The 21,274-nt window shown below is 59.4% G+C and carries 18 protein-coding genes and 2 pseudogenes; 17 read left to right on the top strand and 3 right to left on the bottom strand.

Translation table 11 applies throughout. The annotated features are described in order from the left end of the window. The first annotated feature begins 5 nt into the window (after positions 1–5). The 4 genes from V9K97_RS10550 to V9K97_RS10535 are packed head-to-tail and all read left to right on the top strand — an operon-like array spanning position 6 to position 3,619. Positions 6–1,220: a COX15/CtaA family protein gene (locus tag V9K97_RS10550; protein ID WP_337317922.1), complete on the top strand. Its 1,215-nt coding sequence runs from the start codon at positions 6–8 to the stop codon at positions 1,218–1,220. Beyond that, on the top strand, positions 1,217–2,122 hold the full coding sequence (gene cyoE, locus V9K97_RS10545) for a heme o synthase (RefSeq protein ID WP_258502264.1): 906 nt from the start codon (positions 1,217–1,219) through the stop codon (positions 2,120–2,122). Before V9K97_RS10550 ends, cyoE begins: the two co-directional genes overlap by 4 nt. Positions 2,123–2,139: 17 nt before the next feature. Next, positions 2,140–2,757 carry an SCO family protein gene (locus V9K97_RS10540; protein WP_337317918.1) on the top strand — a complete coding sequence of 206 codons (618 nt, stop codon included), beginning with the start codon at positions 2,140–2,142 and terminating at the stop codon, positions 2,755–2,757. Between the two features lie 19 nt (positions 2,758–2,776). Next, positions 2,777–3,619 (top strand): DNA alkylation repair protein, encoded by an 843-nt coding sequence (locus V9K97_RS10535; RefSeq protein ID WP_337317916.1) that lies wholly within the window; start codon positions 2,777–2,779, stop codon positions 3,617–3,619. A gap of 56 nt (positions 3,620–3,675) precedes the next feature. Here V9K97_RS10535 and rpoH read toward each other — a convergent pair whose 3' ends face one another. Continuing rightward, positions 3,676–4,617 (bottom strand): RNA polymerase sigma factor RpoH, encoded by a 942-nt coding sequence (rpoH, locus tag V9K97_RS10530; RefSeq protein WP_018906715.1) that lies wholly within the window; start codon positions 4,615–4,617, stop codon positions 3,676–3,678. A gap of 715 nt (positions 4,618–5,332) precedes the next feature. Between rpoH and V9K97_RS10525 the strand changes: the two genes are divergently transcribed. The 3 genes from V9K97_RS10525 to V9K97_RS27285 are packed head-to-tail and all read left to right on the top strand — an operon-like array spanning position 5,333 to position 8,488. Then, the gene (locus tag V9K97_RS10525) at positions 5,333–6,508 is read left to right on the top strand and encodes an SIR2 family protein (protein WP_337317914.1); all 1,176 of its coding nucleotides are present in this window, start codon (positions 5,333–5,335) and stop codon (positions 6,506–6,508) included. Next, positions 6,505–8,298, top strand: a complete 1,794-nt coding sequence (locus V9K97_RS10520; RefSeq protein WP_337317912.1) for an ATP-binding protein — start codon at positions 6,505–6,507, stop codon at positions 8,296–8,298. Before V9K97_RS10525 ends, V9K97_RS10520 begins: the two co-directional genes overlap by 4 nt. After that, positions 8,279–8,488 carry a KTSC domain-containing protein gene (locus tag V9K97_RS27285; protein ID WP_443303072.1) on the top strand — a complete coding sequence of 70 codons (210 nt, stop codon included), beginning with the start codon at positions 8,279–8,281 and terminating at the stop codon, positions 8,486–8,488. Before V9K97_RS10520 ends, V9K97_RS27285 begins: the two co-directional genes overlap by 20 nt. 62 nt (positions 8,489–8,550) lie before the next feature. Here V9K97_RS27285 and V9K97_RS10515 read toward each other — a convergent pair whose 3' ends face one another. Beyond that, positions 8,551–9,555 carry a hypothetical protein gene (locus tag V9K97_RS10515; protein WP_337317910.1) on the bottom strand — a complete coding sequence of 335 codons (1,005 nt, stop codon included), beginning with the start codon at positions 9,553–9,555 and terminating at the stop codon, positions 8,551–8,553. Between the two features lie 246 nt (positions 9,556–9,801). Here V9K97_RS10515 and V9K97_RS10510 point away from each other — a divergent pair, with 246 nt between their 5' ends. The 8 genes from V9K97_RS10510 to V9K97_RS10475 all read left to right on the top strand — a co-directional run bounded on the left by V9K97_RS10510 (position 9,802) and on the right by V9K97_RS10475 (position 16,837). After that, complete coding sequence (locus V9K97_RS10510; protein WP_337317908.1) at positions 9,802–10,128, top strand: hypothetical protein; 327 nt, start codon at positions 9,802–9,804, stop codon at positions 10,126–10,128. Between the two features lie 160 nt (positions 10,129–10,288). Continuing rightward, the gene (locus tag V9K97_RS10505) at positions 10,289–10,981 is read left to right on the top strand and encodes a hypothetical protein (RefSeq protein ID WP_337317906.1); all 693 of its coding nucleotides are present in this window, start codon (positions 10,289–10,291) and stop codon (positions 10,979–10,981) included. After that, positions 10,926–12,917: a transposase gene (locus tag V9K97_RS10500; protein WP_337317904.1), complete on the top strand. Its 1,992-nt coding sequence runs from the start codon at positions 10,926–10,928 to the stop codon at positions 12,915–12,917. The genes V9K97_RS10505 and V9K97_RS10500 overlap by 56 nt, the downstream gene beginning before the upstream one ends. Beyond that, positions 12,914–13,870: a TniB family NTP-binding protein gene (locus V9K97_RS10495; protein ID WP_337317903.1), complete on the top strand. Its 957-nt coding sequence runs from the start codon at positions 12,914–12,916 to the stop codon at positions 13,868–13,870. The genes V9K97_RS10500 and V9K97_RS10495 overlap by 4 nt, the downstream gene beginning before the upstream one ends. Next, positions 13,860–14,861 carry a TniQ family protein gene (locus V9K97_RS10490; RefSeq protein ID WP_337317901.1) on the top strand — a complete coding sequence of 334 codons (1,002 nt, stop codon included), beginning with the start codon at positions 13,860–13,862 and terminating at the stop codon, positions 14,859–14,861. Before V9K97_RS10495 ends, V9K97_RS10490 begins: the two co-directional genes overlap by 11 nt. Next, entirely contained in the window at positions 14,848–15,642 is a 795-nt protein-coding gene (locus V9K97_RS10485) for a TniQ family protein (protein WP_337317900.1), read from the top strand. The genes V9K97_RS10490 and V9K97_RS10485 overlap by 14 nt, the downstream gene beginning before the upstream one ends. Before the next feature lie 118 nt (positions 15,643–15,760). Further along, the gene (locus V9K97_RS10480; protein WP_337317898.1) at positions 15,761–15,976 is read left to right on the top strand and encodes a hypothetical protein; all 216 of its coding nucleotides are present in this window, start codon (positions 15,761–15,763) and stop codon (positions 15,974–15,976) included. A 492-nt stretch (positions 15,977–16,468) separates the two neighbouring features. After that, on the top strand, positions 16,469–16,837 hold the full coding sequence (locus tag V9K97_RS10475; RefSeq protein WP_337317897.1) for a hypothetical protein: 369 nt from the start codon (positions 16,469–16,471) through the stop codon (positions 16,835–16,837). Positions 16,838–16,847: 10 nt separating this feature from the next. Here the strand turns inward: V9K97_RS10475 and V9K97_RS10470 are convergent, their stop codons facing one another. After that, positions 16,848–17,336 carry a hypothetical protein gene (locus V9K97_RS10470; RefSeq protein WP_337317895.1) on the bottom strand — a complete coding sequence of 163 codons (489 nt, stop codon included), beginning with the start codon at positions 17,334–17,336 and terminating at the stop codon, positions 16,848–16,850. A 510-nt stretch (positions 17,337–17,846) separates the two neighbouring features. Here V9K97_RS10470 and V9K97_RS27280 point away from each other — a divergent pair. After that, a pseudogene (locus V9K97_RS27280) lies at positions 17,847–18,707 on the top strand (DUF6531 domain-containing protein); the annotation flags it as partial. 513 nt (positions 18,708–19,220) lie between these two features. Then, positions 19,221–21,274: pseudogene (locus V9K97_RS10465) on the top strand (hypothetical protein); the annotation flags it as partial.

Here is a 21,274-nt window from a genome sequence, read left to right as displayed (position 1 = left end):
ACCGCATGCACACCGGCTCGCTCTACGACCTCACACCGATCGCCTGGCTGATGGCGGCCGGCGTGCTGATCGCGCTCGGCCCGCTGGTGTGGGTGTGGCGCCGCAATGCCGGCGCCGGTCCGGCGCGCCGGCTGCACGCACTCACCGTGCTCACGCTGTTTCTCACCTTCGACCTCACGCTCTTCGGCGCCTTCACCCGGCTCACCGATTCGGGCCTGGGCTGCCCTGACTGGCCCGGCTGCTACGGCAACGCGAGCCCCGTCGGCGCGCGCCACGAAATTGCAATGGCGCAGTCGGCCCAGCCGACCGGCCCGGTGACGCACAGCAAGGCATGGGTCGAAATGGTCCACCGCTACCTCGCCACCGGGGTGGGCGTGCTCATCCTCGTGCTCGCAGGCGCCACCTGGGTCGTGAGGCGGCGCCAGCGCCGCCTGCCCGTGCCGGCGGAGGGCGAACACGCCACCCTCAGCGCATGGTGGCCGGCGGTAACGCTGGTCTGGGTCTGCCTGCAGGGCGCATTCGGCGCCCTCACCGTGACCTGGAAGCTCTTTCCCGCGATCGTCACGCTTCACCTGCTGGGCGCCGTGGTGCTGCTGGTGCTGCTGTGCATCCAGGCCGTGCGCTACCGGCAGGCTGCCGCGGACCGGCTGCCCACTGCCGTTTCGCCCGCATTGCGCAACGGGTTGCTTGCCACTTCTGCATTGCTCCTGCTGCAGATTGCACTCGGCGGCTGGGTCAGCACCAACTACGCCGTGCTGGCCTGCACCCAGTTTCCGACCTGCCAAGGCAGCTGGTGGCCGCCGATGAACTTTGCGCAGGGCTTCGAAATCTGGCGCCACCTCGGCGTGACCGGCAGCGGCGCGCCGCTCGATTTCTCGGCGCTCACCGCCATTCACTATGCGCACCGGCTCATGGCCTACGCGGTGTTTGCCGCGCTGGGTGTGCTCGCATGGCGCTTGCGCCGCATCGAGCCGCTGCGGCCGCAAGCCGGATGGCTCGCGGGCCTGGCCCTGCTGCAGCTTGCCACCGGCCTGGGCAACGTGCTGCTCGGGTGGCCGCTCGCCGCCGCCGTGCTGCACACGGGCGGCGCCGCTGCGCTGGCGGTGGTGCTGACCTGGGCAATCTGCGAAAGCCGCCGCGGGACCGCGGCCGCCGCCGTACACAACAAGGACAAGGCGCCCGGCGCCCTGCAAGACAACCAGAGGGGGGCTACCGCGTGAGCACGCCGATTTCCGTGGAACAGGCGAGCACCGCCAATGTGCTGCGCCAGTTCTATGCGCTGACCAAGCCGCGCGTGGTGCAGCTGATCGTTTTCTGTGCCCTCATCGGCATGGTGCTGGCCGTACCCGGTGCCCCGACATGGCCCGACGTGCAGCGCGCACTGCTGGCTTGCGCCGGCATCTGGCTCGTCGCGGGTGCGGCGGCGGCGTTCAACTGCCTGGTCGAGAAGGGCATCGACGCCAAGATGAAGCGCACCGCTTGGCGGCCCACCGCGCGCGGGCAGCTCAGCGACCTGCAGGCCCTGGTGTTCTCCGCGCTGCTGTGCGTGGCCGGCTCGGCGCTGCTGTGGTTCAAGGTCAACCCGCTCACCATGTGGCTGACCTTTGCGACCTTCGTCGGCTACGCCGTCATCTACACCGTGATCCTCAAGCCGCTGACGCCGCAGAACATCGTGATCGGCGGCGCCTCGGGCGCGATGCCACCGGTGCTGGGTTGGGCCGCCATGACCGGAGAGGTCGGCCCCGAGGCGCTCATCCTGTTCCTCATCATCTTCCTGTGGACGCCGCCTCATTTCTGGGCGCTGGCGCTCTACCGTGTCGAGGACTACCGCAAGGCCGGGCTGCCGATGCTGCCCGTGACGCACGGCAACGAGTTCACGCGGCTGCAGGTGCTGCTGTACACCTTCATATTGTTCGCGGCCTGCCTCATGCCTTTCATCTACGGCATGAGCGGCTGGCTCTACCTGGCCGTGGCGGTGGGCGTGAGCATCGGCTTCACAGGCTATGCCTTTGCGCTCTGGCGCAACTACTCCGACACGCTGGCGCGCAAGACCTTCCGGTTTTCGCTCATTCACCTGAGCGTGCTGTTCGCGGCATTGCTCGTCGACCACTATCTCCGCTGATCGAAATGTCCGTATCCATGAACAAGCGAAATGCTCTCAAGTTGATCGTCGGCAGTGCAGGGTGGGCGGGTGCTGCCGCCACTCTCGGCCTGGGGCTTTCGGCCTGCAGCGAACCCAAGCCGAGCTTCAACGCGGTGGACATCACCGGCGCTGATTACGCCAAGGACTTTTCGCTGAAAGACGCCGACGGCAAGGTCCGCACCATGGCCGACTTCAAGGGCAAGGTGGTGGTGCTGTTCTTCGGCTACGCGCAGTGCCCCGATGTGTGCCCCACCACCATGACCGAAATGGCCCAGGTCAAGCAGCAGCTCGGTAGCGACGGCGACAAGCTGCAGGTGGTGTTCGTCACGGTCGATCCGGCGCGCGACACGCCCGAAGTGCTCAAGGCCTACATGGGGGCGTTCGACCCGGCCTTCGTCGCGCTGATTCCCACGCCCGAGCAGCTCGCCGCGGTCGCCAAGGACTTCAAGGTCTACTACAAGAAGGTCGAGGGCAAGACCCCGACCAGCTACTCGATGGACCATTCGGCGGCCAGCTTCGTCTACGACACCGAAGGCCGCGTGCGCCTCTACGCACGCTACGGCACCGGCGTGGCGCCGATGGTGTCCGACGTGAAGGCGCTGCTCAAGGCCTGAACGGGCATTGAACCAGCCGATGGACGCTGCCGTTGTTGCCTTCGCCCCGGTCGATCACCTGAAGACGCGCAAGGGCGCGTTCCGCATCGCGCTCATTCCGCCCGAAGTGCTGCGCGCACTGAACGACGGGTTGCTCGAGACCGTCAATCTCAACGAATTCCTGGCGCTGGGGCTGCCGCAGTTGGCGCGCAGCGTGGCGGGCCATATCGGCCTGGATCCGGCAAGCGAGCGGCTGGTCGACACGCTCGCGATGCTCGGCGCCTTCAAACCGATGCAGCGGCACGGCCACATTGCGCGTGCGCTCTACGACCTGGCGGCGCTGAATGCCGAGCGCGATGCTGTCGCGCACCGGCTGGCCACGCACGCCAGCGACGTGGCGCGCTGCTGGGCCGCACAGTGGGTGGCGCTTTCCGGGTTGCCGCTGGCGGCGCAGCTGCAGGCGGTGCGCCGCTTTGCCGCCGACTCGCACTTCGGCGTGCGCGAAATCGCCTGGATGGCGGTGCGCGAAGCCGTCATCGGCTCGCTCGACGAATCGCTGGTGCTGCTGCAGCCCTGGGCAGCCGATGCCGACCCGAACATCCGCCGCTTTGCCAGCGAGCTCACGCGCCCGCGCGGCGTGTGGTGCGCGCAGATCGAGGCGCTCAAGGCCGAGCCCTGGCGCGCGCTACCGCTCATCGAGCCGCTGCGCGCCGACCCCAGCCGCTATGTGCAGAACTCGGTGGCCAACTGGCTCAACGACGCGAGCAAGACCCAGCCGGAGTGGGTCGACCGGCTCTGCACGCGCTGGACCGACGAGTCGGACACGCCGGCAACCCGGTACATCGCCAAGCGGGCGCTGCGAACGCTTTCTAAGCAGGCGTGAATGAATGAAAAAGCCCGGCATGGCCGCGCTTTTTTAGTCGAAGAGCCGAGCGAGGCTTACGCGTAGTCGGCCAGCGCCTTCTTCATCTTCTTCATGGCCGCGACTTCGATCTGGCGAATGCGCTCGGCGCTCACGCCGTACACCGCTGCCAGGTCGTGCAGCGTCATGCCGCCCGAACCGTCGTCGTTGACCTTGAGCCAGCGCTCTTCCACGATGCGGCGGCTGCGTTCGTCCAGCGCCTCGAGCGCCGTGGCGATGCCGTCGCTCGAGAGCCGGTCGCGCTGCTGCGATTCGAGCAGGGCGGTCGGTTCCTGCGTGGCGTCGGCCAGGTAGGCGATCGGGCCGAAGGCTTCATCGCCGTCGTCCGACGGACCCGGATCGAGCAGTACGTCGCCGCCCGACAGGCGGGTTTCCATTTCGAGCACTTCTTCGGGCTTGACGTTGAGCCGGGTCGCCATTTGCGACACCTCGTCGGGGCTCAGCGTGTCGCGGTGCGTGCCGTTGTCGGCCGCGGCCGAGTCGGCCTTGAAGCCCTGCTTCATCGAGCGCAGGTTGAAGAACAGCTTGCGCTGGGCCTTGGTCGTCGCGACCTTGACCATGCGCCAGTTCTTCAGGATGTACTCGTGAATCTCGGCCTTGATCCAATGCATGGCGTAGCTCACCAGCCGCACGCCCTGGTCGGGGTCGAAGCGCTTCACGGCCTTCATGAGGCCGACGTTGCCCTCCTGGATCAGGTCGCCGTGAGGCAGCCCGTAACCCAGGTATTGGCGCGAAATGGACACCACGAGGCGCAGGTGCGAGAGGATCAGCGCACCGGCCGCTTCGAGGTCGTTGTGGTCGCGCAAACGGCGTGCGAAGCCCTGCTCTTCTTCGAGCGTGAGCATCGGCAGGCGGTTGGCGGCCGAAATATAAGCATCCAGGTTGCCCAGCGGCGGCACCATCGACCATGGATTGGCGACGGCGAGCTGGTTGGCAGAGGCTCCAGACAGCGTGGTCATCAGGGGAAACTCCTTTGTATTGGGCATATTAGCACTCGATTAGAGGGAGTGCTAAGCCAAGGGTTCCCCCTAAGTTTCTATCGGGTCGATAGCCAAAGCTGTCGGTGTCGATTCTCACTGACTCTCGAACTCTTCTCACTGACTTCTGAATTGAGATCGCCGTTCAGTGGGCGTGAGAGCCGCCGATGGGGGGAGCGCATAGGACGGTTTTCTGGGCACGCAAGTTCCCGGCTATCACGATCTGTGAATTTATCCAGTGTTTTGCGCGAAAAGAGGAATCGGCTTGCCAGCGCCTGCTTGCCGAATGGTCAACGTGCACACACCCGCCTGCAGAACCTTGGCGGTGCTAGCCCTCAGCTCTCATTCGTGCGTGGAGGGCGGCCGTCCGTCTGCCTGCAGCCGAAGGCGGCGCAAAGCTCGCGTCGAACTCAACGCAGCTCCTCCGGAGGTCGAGGAGGGGGGCGTCGCACCGCTAACAGTTGATGCTGGAAGATCCGAATGACGCAGCGGCTCACCGCTCAAAGCAAAGCCTATCTGCATCGGCCGATACATCTTCATCCTTCATACCTGCACGGACCAAATGCACAGGAGAGGCAAGAGTTAACCCCGATTGACCGCTTGGAAAAATGTAAATAGCGTGATTAAACGGTAATTTCTTGCAACACGCCAGTCTGCTTGCCTTCCTTCTAATCTTGCTTGTTAAATCGAAAAATCTATGGAAAACGCGGCCCACAATCCAGATCAACATATGTTTGGGTTTAGGCAGCTCGCCACAAATGGCCGAAAGAAGATTGGGATATTGTTGGGTGCGGGCGCTCCGGTGAGTATTAATGTTGGTACTCATGGCAACTGGCAGCCGCTTATACCTAATATTGCGGGTCTCGAAAAGCTCGTTCTAGACGGGTTGAAAAAAGAACAGTCAGCGGTTTATTTGGAAATAAAAAAAACACTTCCGAACCCCAATCTCGAAAAGGTGCTTTCTAGGATTCGTATGCTGGCGGAAGTGACCGGTGACGGGAGTCTGTTTGATTTTACGAGCAAGAATTTTACAGAGCTTTCCGAGGCCGTATGCAACGTCATACGAGAGGTGGTATCGAAGGAACTTCCGGCCGCCGCGAATCCTTATTCGGAACTTGTGTCATGGATCAACGGGGTAACCAGAAGATTTGGCGTCGAAATATTTACGACCAATTATGATCTTCTGATGGAAAGCGCGTTGGAACGTGCGAAGACGCCATATTTTGATGGATTTAGCGGATCGAAAAATGCTTTCTTCGATCCATCAAGTATCTCTAAAAATGATCTGCCGGCAAGATGGGTGCGTTTATGGAAACTACACGGATCAATTGGTTGGGAGGCCACTGGTGAAGGTGAAGTCGTGCGAGTTCCTAATTCTAAAAATGCCAATATGGTGTATCCATCTCATATTAAGTATGACCAAACTCAAGCGGCGCCATTTTCGTCGCTGTTCGAGCGCCTGAAGAGTTTTGTGCTGGAGCCAGATGTATTTATTATGAGCACTGGATTTTCCTTTGCAGATGCCCATATCTCATCGAAATTACTTGAGTGTCTGCTGGCGAATCCAACTGCGGCACTATTTGCATTTCAATTCGGAACACTGGAAACGGAATCATATGCTAAGGGGTTAGCGCTGAAATGCCCCGGAATCAGCGTGTTTTGTAGTGACGGTGCAATAATCAACGGAGTGGAGGCGAAATGGAAAATCGGCAATCCGCCCACGAAACATTGGCATGAAATAAGAGCTGAGTATTTCAGAGACGGAAATTTTTTGCTCGGCGATTTCAAAAGGCTTGCTCGATTTCTCGCAACGGCGGGAAGCGATATCGCTCAAGAAGAAATTTCTAGTAGCGCAACCGAGGCGACGGTATGACGCAACCGACCTTTTTGGGAGTCGTAAGCGCTGTTTCGAGCTCTTCAGTAGTTGTCGAGCTTGCGGCCTCAGTTGAGTCTGGAATTGTGGTTCTCGAGGGCAGAAATTACAGAATCGGGCAAGTGGGAAGTTTTGTAAAAATCCCATTGGGCTATAACCAATTGTATGGAGTAATCGCAGAATCTAGTGAATCATCGAAAATCGACGATGACGCGAAAATGTCCGCTGAGCGTAAATGGATTAAAGTTGAATTGGTGGGCGAAGCGGTCGGGATGTCTTTTGATCGTGGGATCAGCGAGTATCCCAGTATCGGAGATCAGGTGCATTTCGTCGTCGACAGCGATTTAAAGCGGATTTTCAAAAGAACTTCGCAGAGTCACTTTCAAATAGGCAGACTATCCAGTTCAGAAGGTATCGAAGTTAGCTTGGACCTCGACAAGCTCATTGCAAGACACTCTGCCGTTCTTGGGTCAACAGGATCTGGAAAATCTACGAGTACTGCCAGTTTATTGCGCTCTATGGTCTTAAGGGGAGATCATGCAGCACTTCCATCCTCGCGCATATTGTTGATAGATATTCATGGCGAATATGGTTCTGCATTGGGAGATATTTCAAAAACGTTTTCTGTGCTGCCCTCTGGGGAAAATCAGCTCTACATACCATATTGGTGCTTGTCCCCCGAAAAGTTGATTGAATTTCTGTGTAGCAATCCAAACGAGTCGCAAAGGTCGCTCTATATGGATAAGAGCGTCGAGGAGAAAAAACTCGGCATTGCTGCCAACAAGATAACGGGAATTGATCCGCTTAAAGTGACTAGCAATACGCCACTTCCGTACCGGATTAAAAAAATATGGTATGAACTCTGTTACGAAGATGGGGTTAATTTTCTAGATGCGGCCATGACTACTCCTGCTTTCGTGACAGGTGGACAAGGAGATTTTCAGAGTCTCGTCGCTCCAAAGTTTTTGCCTCCCGGGCCCGGTACATCTTTGCCAAAAAAGGGTGGAACTGGAGCAATGAAGCGGCAGCTCGATATGATGAAGTCGCGGTTGTTGGATTCCCAATATTCGTTTTTGCTCGAGCCAGGTGCTTGGAGTCCTAATGCCGACGGGGTAATTGAAAAAGATCTGGATTGCCTGCTGCAGGAATGGTTTGGCCATGACAAGCCTATAACCATATTCGATCTGTCGGGAATGCCATCTGCTCGCCTCAGTCTTTTGCTTGGATCAGTGTTGGACATTATCTTCGAGGCTGCCATTTGGGGTAGAGGTCTTAAAGAAGGGATGCGTCAACGCCCTTTGCTTGTGGTTCTTGAAGAGGCTCATCGGTATTTGAGCAAAGGTGAATCTGGACTTTCGAAGGAAATGGTTCAGAGAATCGCAAAAGAGGGCCGTAAGTTCGGAGTAGGCGCGATGATCGTGAGTCAGCGGCCGTCAGAGATAGATGAGACGATTCTCTCGCAATGCGGCACTGTGATAGCGCTTCGAATAAACAATTCGACCGACCGAGGGATCGTTAAGGCTGCGATGTCGGAAGGACTTGCAGGAATAATTGATTCGCTACCCATTCTTAGAACGGGTGAAGCTATTATCGTGGGTGAAGCCGCTCAGCTGCCCACGAGATGCAGATTCAATATGCTACCCGATGGCAAATATCCCAATAGCGCCGACCCAGAAATTGGGGTGCAGTGGAGCAAGCCTCGGTCGGAGGAGTCGTACGATAAGTTGGTCGCTGCTTGGCGGAATCAAGAAAGTAAAATCGGAGAAAATAATGGAACGTCAGCCAATTAGTTCAACGAATTTGTCTTCAGTTGGTCACGATGAATCTACTTCAGTTCTTGAGGTGGAGTTTGTGAATGGTTCTGTCTACGAATATTACGATGTACCGCGAGAGGTCTATGAGGAATTGATTCGCGCTGGCTCTGCAGGTAGTTTCTTTGCGCAGAGAATAAGAAAAACATATTCATTTGCTCAAATTTAATGCCTCTCCATATTGTGCATTTCATCGGCATAAGGATGAGTTTCTCCCAACGCAGGTAGGTTTCAGTTTTTTAGATCAAAACTGCCGTTGGCTCTACTGGATAGCGTGCCAAGATCATTGATCGACGGCAGCCGCATTGTTAGGGCGGCTGGTAGCCAATCGCATCTTCTTTTCTCGTCCGGCGTTAGGGCGAATCCTGACACTGGAACGGTGGCGGCCATAAACAGCCACCGAAGCTTGATACAACGCCTGCCTCCCACGACGCTGCGAATCCGAATGTCCAGCCCGGACTCATCGATTGGGCGTGACTCATTCGGGCCAAGTTCCCTGACCAAGCGGCTTAGGAGATTAGCTCTCGCTGCAATGTCGTCGCCGATGCTGAGCCGAGTGGCGCCCTGCTGTGTCATTGGCATAACCCAGCTTTCGAAGAACGCCATGGTCGGTCGCAGCAATTCGCGGTCCTCGAGACGGAGGCTGCACTGCCAAAGTGCCGAGACGAGCCGCGCCCCTGCTTCATTCGCCAGAGTGCTATGGCCAAACCGATGCGCTTGCTGAACGATGAATGTCAACAAGGCAAGTGTGTGGAGACCAGGGTGATGTCGGAGGCGCTCGTAATCCGACGGTCGGAGCTTCGGAATGCCGTAACTGAACTTTCGACCAGCGGCGAGGACGGGTGCGCCTTTGACCACTGCCTGAACATCGGGATCCAGGCACTCCATCCATCGCCGACAAGTCTGTGGCGTCGGATAAGGGTTTTGAATGGTTTCCCAGAGGATGTGTGTGAACTCGGCCTTTGATCCTGCTCCACTGGCGTTAGGAAGGCGCAGCGCTTCCACTTTGTCGATCAACGACATCCTGGGTGCTCGATCGCCTTTGTCGTAGCCCCACCATTTGCTTGGTCGCCAGAGCTCTCCTGTGTGCTTGCTGTGCCAACGCAAATTCGGCTCAACAAGGCGAGCGAGATCATCAACGCTGGTCGGCCGCAATCTCTGTCTGACGCCAGCCATCCAGTAGCGAACGCGCAGTGCAACGGCCTGGGCGAGGCGTCCGCGGTCGACGGACGTCACTTGGAGCACCTTAGGTAGGTGACGTAGGACCTGTCCTCATGAAGTCTTATGCCGCCTGTGCCGCTCGCTAAAGCGGAGGCTAAATTTTCCCAACCTCCTTCCACTAGAAAAAGATCGTTACGAATCAAGGACATACGTGTGTAGGCATCAAGCCAAGCAAAGACGAAGCGCGCTGAAAGTAACAGCATTGTTCAGCAGCCGAGCCCAACGTAGCATGCACGACACAACGCACGACCGAGCGCGACGATGGCCGAAGTACAGATTGACGAGGATTTGGCGAGAACGCTGGAAGAAAGTCTGACCCAGCGCTACGGACTGATGCTGCCGTCGGCCGCGCTCGCCGGCGCACTTGGCTATCCGACGATGCGGGCCTACCACCAGGCCGTGGCGCGTCGCACGATTCCAGTGCCGACGTTCCAGATCGAACATCGACGGGGGCGCTTCGCCCTCGCAAGAGACGTCGCCCGCTGGCTTGCGGGACAGTACACCGGCGCGGCTGGCCCCAACGTGCAGCCCGGCTCAGCGGAGTGCCTCCGGCCGAACCCGCCCACGAAGGAGGAACCGCCCATGTAGAAAAGACAACGCCAGTCAACCTTTCGGATGACCGGCGTGCCCCGCTGAAGAAACTTCAACGGCGTGGAAACCGCAGTTTCTTCTCGCAGAGCACCCCTGTCAAGACTCCCACCAGGCATTTTCATGCCGGGTCGGGGTGATTTTTGCCCGGAGAAACATCATGAACACTGCGTCCGACTTGCCGGCACGCAAGGTGGTCTCACGCTCGCCCGTACGGACGGTGCGTGTGCTCAACCTGCCCGGCATCTTCCCTTCGCCCGTCGAGTGCGAGTCATCCCTGGAGCGCGATTTCGTATTTCGCGCAGCCCTTTGTCCAGGAGTGGCTCATCTCAGACATCAACCTTTTCAGCTCAAGCTCAGATCGGGAAAGCGCTACACGCCTGATTTTCTGGTGCGACACCTCGACGGCAGCCATACCGTCATCGAGGTCAAGCTCGGCCAGAAGATCGAACGGTACCGAGCGACCTTTGACGACGCCGCCGAGCAGCTGCGCGAGCGATCTTTTCGATTTGCCGTCGTCGACGAAAGCGGCATTCGAGAAAGAAAGGCTCACGAACGTGCAGCGCGCGTGCTGCGCTATCGAAAGGCCGCGGTCGAGCCAGCACTGCGGCAGCGGGTACTGAGTTCCATTGCGCCTTGCCAAGAGGGGGTCTCGATCGATGCACTGAAGGAGCGCGCTGGGGCATCGCGGGAAGACCTTTTTCACCTCATTGCCGCTCGCCATCTGCGCTCTTCGCGCCTGCTGCCATTGGACGGCAGTGCCCTTCTTTTTTCCTTTCAATCTGCGGAGATTTGCCATGAACATCGTATTGAAAACTGGATTGGTGCTGCGGAGTGGCCAGCGCACGCTTGAACTCACCCGCCTCCTTGCCGAAGACCGTGTTCAGTTCGAAGACACGCTGACGCGAAGGGCGATAACGCTGCGCACGGCCGAACTGATGAAGCGCCTCTGGACGGGGCGCTACAAGGTGGTGCTAGGAGCCATGGAAGGAAGGCAGACGACCCGCGCCGGCGATGACCCACATGATCTCGCACCGGCAAGCCCGGTTCCAATGGTGGATCTGACGCAGATACCGCCCTCCTGGCGTGCGCAGATCGAGTACCGCATGCGCTATCTCAAGGGATTGCAAGCTGCGCATGTCAGCAGGGGTGATCGTGTCCGGGTGGCAAGGGTAATCAAAACCGTTGCGCGGGCTACAGCCGACGCGTCAGCGCCAACCCCGTCGACAGTGATGGACTGGGCACGACGGTTCCACAAAGCGGAATGCAATCCGCTCTCGCTGGTGGACAACATCAAGACAGCACCACGCAGCCGTCGGATGCTGAAAAAGATCGACGAGATCATCACAAGCACGTTGCGCACCCAATACTTCACATTGGCCCGCAATTCGCTCCGGCATGCCCACGACTGCATTCAGCGTGAACTGAAGCTGGCTGTGCGCAATGGAGAGTTGAACCAAGATCAAGCCAAGGTCGGGTACGCCACCGTATGTCGCCGTGCTAAGGAGGTCGACGCCTATCACCGGATCGCGTCGCGCGAAGGTGATGCACGAGCGCGCATGGTATGCCGCAGCACGATGGATGGCGCCTCTGCGGCCTATCCCTTGCAGCGTGTCGAAGTTGATCACACGCCGCTGGACTGGGTCGTTGTCTCAGATGAAACAGGGCTACCTCTGGGGCGTCCGTTGCTGACGGTGGCGATGGATGCGTACTCTGGCTACATCCTGGGCATGTATCTGAGTTTCTATGGTCCCGGCGTGACCAGCGTCGCAGGGGTCCTGCGCAATTCAGTGATGCCGAAATCCGATCTGGTGGCGGAACTCGGCCTGAAGAACCCCTGGCTCTCGCACGGCCTCGCTGACGAATGGGTCCTGGACAACGGGTTGGAATTCCATTCGCGCGCATTCAAAGGCATGTCTTGGGAACTGGGAATCGACATGACTTACTGTCGGGTCCGTACTCCGTGGCTGAAGCCGCACGTGGAGCGCTTCTTCGCTGGGCTCAGTCACCTGACTCTGGCGAAGGGCCGTGTTCGGAAGGGCGTTGCCAACTCGAGGAAGACCGACCCCTACAAAGATGCATCCATCACCTTTGGCGACCTGGTCGAAGGATTGATGATGTTCATCGTCGACGTTTACCCATTCCAGATCAACCAACGCAAGCTCGCTAGACCATTCGACCTGTTCCAAGACGGCCTGGACCGTTGCCCGCCGGCCATTTACCCAGGAAGTTGGGAAAACATGCGGCTGATTTCCGGATTGTCGAAAACATTGACCGTCCATCAGGGTGGGGTGGAGTTGGTGGGATTGCCGTACGGTAGCGCCGAACTCCTGCCGCTGATCAAGCAGCATGGAGGTCGCTTCAAGGCGCTATGCAAATGGGACCCCAATGACATGGGATACCTCTTTGTGCAGAACCCGACTCGCCTGACAGAGTGGGTCCAATGTCCTTGCCGCTGGGGAGAGTACGCAAACGGGCTGTCTTGGAATCAGCATCTGCACATACGAAAGTTTGCGCGCGAAGATCTCGCTGCCAAGGGTGCGCAGGAAAAACTCAGGTCTGCACGCATGGACCTGCACGATCACTGGATGAATGCGAGCCGGCCGAAGGACCGCAAGAACTCGCTGAAGGCTGCGCATTTCGCCGGGTTGACATCCAGCCGAATCATCAGTTCGGACGTGCCGGAACGCCAGACGCCGTCGCCCGCGCAGCTGATTGTGGAACCGCCGACCCCGTTGATCGAGGCCGACATTCCGGAGTTCGAGGCCTTCTACCTGGGGCCGCGATGAACGAGCGCAGCAGCAACGAAGGCGATGTGGATTGGCCCGACGAGGAGGAGCGGCAGACCATCGCGAGGCGGCTCTTCACCTACACCCCGCACGCCTTGGCCGCCGCAATACCGGTCGATCGCATCATGGTCAGCCACCCTGGGTTCAAGGAAATCTTGACGAGTTGCGACCGCGTGTTCCAACTCAGTCGAGAGTTCTCCACGCAGCAGGGTGTCGTTGTGAGTGGCCCCACAGGTTCGGGGAAGACGGCTTTGATCCGGTATTTCCGGAACTCGTTGCCCAAATCCAATCTGTTCGAATCAGGATACGGCGCATTGGCGGTTCGACTTTCCAAGCGGCCAACTGTTGGGCAACTCATCGGGGGGCTGTTGCGTCAGATTCGGTACCCCTTTCCCAATGTCAGCACGCATACGCTGGCGGTCAAACGCAATGTGCTGATCGACGCCCTCAAGCAAAAGGGAACACGCCTCCTGTTTGTCGACGAGGCCCACCACCTGTTGCCGCAGACCCGAATGCGCGTCCGCGCAGAGGAAGGCAGCAACGTCACCGACTGCCTGAGGGAACTGATGGACGAAGTGCCCCTGGGACTTGCTCTGTTCGGTGGGGAGGAGCTTGCGGATCTGACTGGTGTAGATCTACATCTCGCCAGTCGGATCAGCGCACGGCATCTGCTTCACTCGTTCGAGGCCGGGTCCATGTGGCACGGCTTCGTCAGAGCCTTCGCCAGGCAGAGCAAAGGCTTCAACCTCGATTTCATTGCAGAGAAAGGCGAGGCGACGCGAGCGCAGAAAACCACGGGCGGCAATTTGCGGGCGTTCAAACGGCTCGTCACGGAGGCTGTACTCATCGCGGCTGACGAGGGTGCCACTCAGATCCAAGCCGAGCACTTGCGGACGGCATTTGAGCGTGTCTATGGCAAACACGCCAGCCTGGGCAATCCTTATGCTGAATGAGCTGCTGCCCCTGCCAGTGGCCGTATCGCCCCACGAGGACGAATCCGGTCTCGGCTTTCTGCTGCGGTGCTCGCATGCCAATGGCGTTGCGCTCCCGGAGCTTGCCAACCTGGCAGGCGCGCGATCGATCCGCTGGATGACCACCCGCGACATGGAGGCGCTCGCCTTCCTGACCGGTGTATCACCCGAGTGGCTGATCACGCGCCTGAAAAGCCGCCGGCATGTGGATCGCCGAAGACGATACTCCTATCTCGGCTGGGACTGGGGATCCGTCGCTTCGTTGCGGATCAAGCATGCCCAGGTGTGCCCGGAGTGCCTGTTAGAGCACGGGTGCTGCAAGACGGAGTGGGAGGTCACGGCCGTGCCCGCCTGCCCTATCCACCAGACGATGCTGATGGACCGCTGCCCGCACTGTGGCACGGCGTTGTCATGGCTTCGCCCCGCGGTCGATATCTGCCGTTGTGGCCGATACCTTCGCCGCTCCGCTGCAGCGACCAGGCCCACCGCCCGGATCCTGGGATGGTGCCGAGCAATGAAGGGCCGTTTGGAACGGGATAGCGGGGCCGTCCTCGCGGCCATGCGCACCTGCGCACTGCCAAGCTGGCTTATCCACGTGAGCCCGGACGGCGCGTCTCGTCTCATTCATGCGCTCGGCGTGTTGAGCAGGGCCGAAGAGAGAATCTCCTCGGCGCGGGCGATAGAAATACCGAGTGTGGACGGGGTGGCCGCGCTCCTCGAGCGAGGCTTAGCACGAGCGGACGCGATCTTGGTTCAGGCCGCCGAGAAGAACCAGGCAATGCGGCCACTGGTCTATGAGCCCGGCCTGCAGCGGTTGACCAAACAAGGTATCGAGGCAGCCGACCAAAGAGCCGCTCTCCAATTGATAGAGTTGCTCGGTAGCGAGCCACCGCGGCCGCTTCGAGCCGGCCGCGGGCGCGCAGGACGGTCACCCAGAGGACAACTGGAGCTCTTCGACCATGCCGAAGGCTGAAGAAGAACTGCACGGCCTGATCGGGCTGTCTAAGCCGCTTCCACTGGAATCCCCAGCCTCCTGGATGACCCGTGCGGCCCTGTCGCAAGGAGAGACCGTTGCTGCACTGCTGGCCCACTTGAACCTCTCCAGGATGCGCGACCTCGATTTGGCGATCACGTCGGAGGCCGGACGAAAAGCGATAGTGCGTTGTGGCGTATCAGCGCATTTTTCGCTGGCAACCAGGATCTTTGGTCGTCTCAGGGGTCTGGGAAAGACCGGAGCCAGCTTGTTGCTTTCGACTCGAGAGGGACGGCCACGCTCTCGGTTCTGCCCACAATGTCTTTCGGCCCAGCGAGAGAGTTACTTCGAAATCCACTGCCGATTCGCCCCATGGCGCTTCTGCCCGCTTCACCATTGCTTGTTGGAAGACGCTTGCCCACACTGCGCACATCCCGTTGTTCTTCCATTCGACATGGTCTGCGCAGGGAGCGGGAAATCAGGGATCGGGTATCTGAGTCAATGTCAATCGTGCGCAAAGTCGTTAACGGCCGCACAAGCGGTTGCACTTGATAGCTTGCGCCTGTCGGAATGGGATCACATCCTTCTGAAGAATGGGCGCGCGACGCTTGCGGCCTTACGCGACGGTGTTATGCGTGTAGACGATCATGTGGCGGCGCCGCTGTCTAACTTGAAAAGGCTCGCCAAGATGGGGGTGCTGCCGATGCACGCTGACCAACTGACCGCGGATGCGGCCAGAAAGACCTTGGCTGTCCCGATCGGTTTGGGAGGGGCGCCTTAGGCCTGGGCCAAAGTTAGTGCATGTCTCCCAAGCTGGTTCAAAATCTCGCAGTAGGTCTTCCAGCGTTTGAGGCCCTGCACGCTGGCTTGGGAAACCCGAGGAAGGAAAGGCAATCATCATGGCCCAGTCAGTGCTTCAGTTGACGCAAACGCCCGCGTTCAAACGGCGCCTGGAGGCGCGGTTTGCAAAGATCGCTGCCGAGCGCGACAGGCTTGGGCTTCCGAAGGCGGTGATCGTCGACGAGGTGGTGTACAGGCAGTTCCCCGATGAGAGCGTGGAGCGTGTGGACGTACAGAAAGCGCCTCATGAGGCAAAAGATCGGGATCCCGGTTGAGTTCTGACGAAACGAACAGCAGCTCGGGACAGGCAAGTTTTAGGACCGGCCGTTGGTTACGCCGATCCTGCTAACTGTGGTCGATCTTGATTTCGAACTGAATCCGTAAGCCCATCAGAACTGAACCCTTTGCTGTTTACCGATCCCTTCGGCCTCGCCGCACTCGGCGGGCACCGTTGGGTCATCGGCCCCATCCGGATCACGCCAGGCTTATCGGAAGCAGCGCGAGAGGTCTTCGAAGGCTCGACAACCGGCTCCATACCAAGGGGACACAATTTCGGTGGCGGGCACAGTGAAGGCGTCAAGGAACAGTGGGACAGGCACCTCAGCGAAAATAAGATGGATCCTGCAAAGATGACAAAGAAGCAAGCCGAGGACTTTGTCTCGGAAGTGAAGCGCTGCCCCGACCCCAGAGTCCGGCGATACAACCTTCGCTGTGGGACGAGTTCATGAAAGAAGGTTTGCGCCGAATGCCTACCGCAGGGGAATCGAATGAATGAAGATGTGCGTAGCGGTGAGTGGCAGGCTCTTTACGATGCGCTTCACAGCGCGCTCGACCCGCCTGGGACTGAGGATGCCTATGGCAAGGGCGACTACTGGCTGATAGATGATGATTACGGCGACATCACGCAGAAGTTGTGCGTATGGCGACCTTCATTCCTGCAGCCCAGCATCATCCATCTCTTCCAAAAAACGCTGGGTACGTATAGCCATTGGCGATTGATGGTGCAGCTGGAGGTGGAAGTAGATGGCGTACTTGATACTTCGAATGGCTTTACCGTTTACAGCGACAAAGTGGAGCCGCATTGGGTCAGCGATGCGGATGTCTTTGTCGATCTACGAAAGCGTCTTCACCTCTAACTGCTCGCGACTACGGTTCCCAGTTTTGCTCTAGGCAGATGAAGCTGATCCCTTCGCGGGTCAGAAAAGCGCTGAATGATTGAATGTGGTCAGCACCGAGGATAAATAGGATGCGGGTGGCGCCGAGCTCTTGAAGACGCGCGAGCCAAAACGCCTCTCGGATCGGCCAATAGTTTTTTTGGGCAGCATCCAATTGCCTAGTTGCCGCGCTGTTGATTATTTTTCCAAGCCCGAATTGCTGTTCGAGTTCCTCGCGTGAAGGGATACCAAGAATCGCTCGTTCAGAAGGCTCGGGATCGCAGAAACGATGACGGATCCCGAGGCTCGTCGCGACCCTCCTAGCGGTTGACTCTGAGCAATTCCAACGGAGGATGGCGGCTTCATTGAGTTCCTCGGCTATCGCGTCATATCCACCGGATTGAAGCTCCCGCTCGAGGTACTGATGAAGTGCAGTTGAATCGCCGGCTGATTGGCCAACGATCTGGTGGCTGTGATTCATTCCCAAAATTGTGAGATGCACTTTGGGTTCCCTTGTTGGAGGAGGCGCTAGGCAGTACTTGAGGCGAAGCAGGCAATTGCGCAGGATCGATGCGTTGTTAGATCGTTGCGTTGGTTCTTGTAGTCCTTGCTTGACCTGCACCACTTCGACTTTGCACGGTCGCTTTGCAGATTTCGCTCGCATTCTGAGATTCGCGCAGCGGTAGTAACACGCCATTGTCCAAACGCGCAAGCTCACTTCACACGGATGACACGAGGATCGTCGAGCTTCGCAAGGAGTCGCTCCACGACAACACCGTGGTTTCTTCGACGTGTACTTTGATTTTCATTCTGAGGATAAGAGCGACCTCAACGGTTGCCCGACCCCGGGTGCTCGGCTATCTTGCAAACAGTTTGTAGCCTGTGGAGAGTCGCTGTGAGGCAGCGCTGAATAGGCTGGCAATGAGAAAAAAACAGGTAGCACGACGAGAGAGGTACTCGTGCTGAACCAAGGCCGAAAACGAGGGACTAGATGGGATCGATTGTCTTCGCCCTGCGGCGGCTGATGCTGCGCGCATTTTTTCTTCAGGCAATCGTTGAACGAGAGCACGGTCTTTGCACACCAGTCCAAATTCGTAAGAAGGCTGCACTGGCTGTTCTTGCGCTTCTTGTTTGTCTTTGTTGGTTTGCTCCTCCAGTGCATGGTCAAACTATTTCTGACTCTGTCACCAGAACTTACCAAACCTCTCACTGCGGTTTGAACGATGGGGATCTCTACCCCGCCGCGACAAGAACACAGCCGGAGCTTTTCAGCACTGCGGCGGCCGCGTGCGACCGCTCATTCCAACTGCTTGCCAACTACTATTCCACTTACCCTTACGAAGAGCCTAAAGGGGTATTCCCGAGTGAAACCTACGGCGGGTTCTTCTGCCGCACGCCGCTGTACTCGAAAGCAGATGGCTCTCTGACTCATCCCTCGGCGGGTTGCGCCGGAACCATTCTGTACTCTTGCTCCGCGCCGAATTCACAACTGGTTTCCAAGGATCTGGATGGCAGCGGCGAGCGAACCATGGTTTGCGAGTGCATGAACGGGTTCACCTCCGTCAGTGGGATGTGCGTAGCACCAGAGCCCGCTGCGAAGATGTGTACGCCAACGGCCGGCGAAGCAGTCGGCAACCCAATACTGCCGCTGACTGGAGAAAAGATCCAGACGGAAATCGATCTCGCAATCGGAGGGGCGCAGCCATTTTCGTTCATTCGTATGTATCGCAGCAGTTCCGGAGCCGCTGCACGTGATGCGTCAATCTCTTTAGGTTTGGCCTGGACTCACAACCACAGTACCAACCTCAAGATTGCATCTGATTCGGTGATCGTTATGGCCCCCGATGGCAGCGTGAGGCCCTTCATGCGGATTTCTGACTCTTCGGGCTGGGTTGCCATCGATGGTCCGGACACACTGTCACAGGTAGCCAGCGGAGAATGGACATATCGACGTGCGACGGACGACACGACGCTAAAGTTTGATAGCGACGGCAGATTGCTTTCGTCGTCGCGACTCAACGGGTGGGTCGTCTCATATGCGTATAACGCGGCCGGCCAACTCACTGCTATTTACACCGGTCTGGGGAACGCGTTGGGCCTTGTGTATAGCGGCGCTGGCAGACTAGCCAGCGTCAGTACCTCTGATGGTCGCGTAGTCAGCTATACGTACGACTGGAAGGGACGGCTTTTTACAGTCACACACCCCGACGGCACGAGCCGTCGGTATCTCTACGAAGATGCCCGCTTGCCATATGCCCTCACCGGGATTCTTGACGAATCGGGCACCAAATATGCGGAGTTCGCATATGACAGCAAGGGCCGAGCCATAAGGACCGAATACGCTCAGGGAGCGAATCGGCATGTTGTGAGTTCCTATGAAGGCAGTGCCACCGTGGTGGACCCCTTGGGCACGAGGCGCAGCTATAACTACGGAGCCAGGAAGGGCAAGCTTGCAGTTACGTACGGCTCGCTGCCCTCCGGCGAAGGCAAGAGCGACGCCGCCTCGCGCGTGCAGGATGTCAACGGTCTGATCACCAGCGAGACCGACTTCAAGGGTGTGATCACCACCACGACTTGGGACGTCGCCCGCCGGCTGCCTACCTCGGTCACACGCGCCTCCGGCACCCCCGAAGCCCAGACAGCGACAACGCAATGGCACCCGACGTTCTCGCTGCCTGCGCTGGTGACCGAAGCTGGCCGCACCATCGCCTACACCTACGACGCCCTCGGCAACGTCCTGACGCGCACCGTCACCGACACGGCGACCAACAAGGCCCAGCTGTGGCAATGGACCTACAACGCCCAGCAGCTGGTGGCCACCGCCACCGAGCCCAACGGCGCCGTCACCAGCTACACCTACGACCCGCGCGGCAACGTCCTCACCAGCACCAACGCCCTGGGCCACGTCAGCAGCTATACATACGACAACGCGAATCGTGTGGAGAGCATGACGGCCCCCAACGGCCTCGTCACCACCTACACCTACGACCCGCGCGACCGCCTCCTGGCCCAGACCGTCGGCGGCCAGACCACCACGCTCACCTACAAGCCCTACGGCACGGTCGAGACGATGTCCTTGCCCACCGGCCTGGTTCTCACCTACAGCTACGACGCCGCCCACCGCCTCATCGGCTGGAGCAACAACCGCGGCGAGAGCGGCACCTACACCCTGGACGGCATGGGCAACCGCACCGCCGAGCAGATCAAGGACAGCGCCGGCAACCTGGCCTGGAACACCGCGCGTACCATCAACGCCATCAACCGCCTCAGCGCCCAGACCGAAGGCCCCAACCAGGCCAGCGCCTTCGGCTACGACGCCAACGGCGAGCTGACCACCAAGTCCAACGGCCTGAACCAGAGCACCCAGTACGGCCTGGACGGTCTGCGCCGAGTCAAGGCCGTGACCGACGCGGTTGATGCCACCGCCACACTCAAGTACAACGCCCTCGACGCCGTCGCCGAAGCCAAGGACTTCAAGGGCGTGGCCACCAGCTACACGCGCGATGCCCAAGGCAACGCGACGGCCGAGAGCAGCGCCGACACCGGCCCCGCCAGCACCCAGTACGACGCCCTGGGCCTGCCCACCCAGATCACCGACGCCCTCGGCCAGGCCACCACCATCACCCGCGACGCCCTGGGCCGCCCCACCAACCTGGTCTTCGCCGACGGCAAGACCACCACCCTGCGCTACGACCTCTCGGCGAACAGCAAGGGCTATCTCTCGGAGATCGTCGACCGCAGCGGCACCACCGAGTACACCCGCGACGGCTTCGGCCGGGTCACGTTGAAGAAGCAGACCTTGGCCAACGGCAGCGTGCAGCAGGTCAGCTACAGCTACAACCCGAACGGCACGTTGGCGAGCATCGGCTATCCCAACAACGGCGGATTGCTCACCCACAGCTACGACGCCACCGGCCGCCTCACGGGCCTGAGCCTGAACGGCAATCCGCTGGTCACCGGCATCGCCTGGAACCCGCTGGGCCAGCCCACCGCCTGGACCTGGGCCTTCGCCAGCCCGAGCCTGGCCGCCAGCCGCAGCTATGACACCGCCGGCCGCATGACCGCCACTGAGTTCAGCCGCTACGTCTACGACGCCGCCGGGCGCATCACCAGCCTAACGCAGACCCTCTACGGCCCGGGCGATGCCGACCCCACCCACAGCACCATCGGCGCGAGCGACATCACCTGGGCCGTGGGCTACGACGCCGTGGGCCACATCACCGGCTTCAACGCCACCGGCGACACCGCCCGCTTCGGCTACGACGCCAACGGCAACCGGAGCAGCAGCACCAGAGCCCTCAACGGCCAGACCACCAGCCGCACCTACACCGTAGGCGCCACGAGCAACCAGCTCACCGGCTTCACCCAGAGCATCAACGGCGCCAGCAGCACCAGCGTCACCTACGGCTACAACGCCAA

The sequence above is a fragment of the Variovorax sp. CCNWLW186 genome, from assembly GCF_037203865.1.
Lineage (GTDB): Bacteria > Pseudomonadota > Gammaproteobacteria > Burkholderiales > Burkholderiaceae_C > Variovorax.
This window is presented reverse-complemented; position numbering and strand designations above follow the sequence as displayed.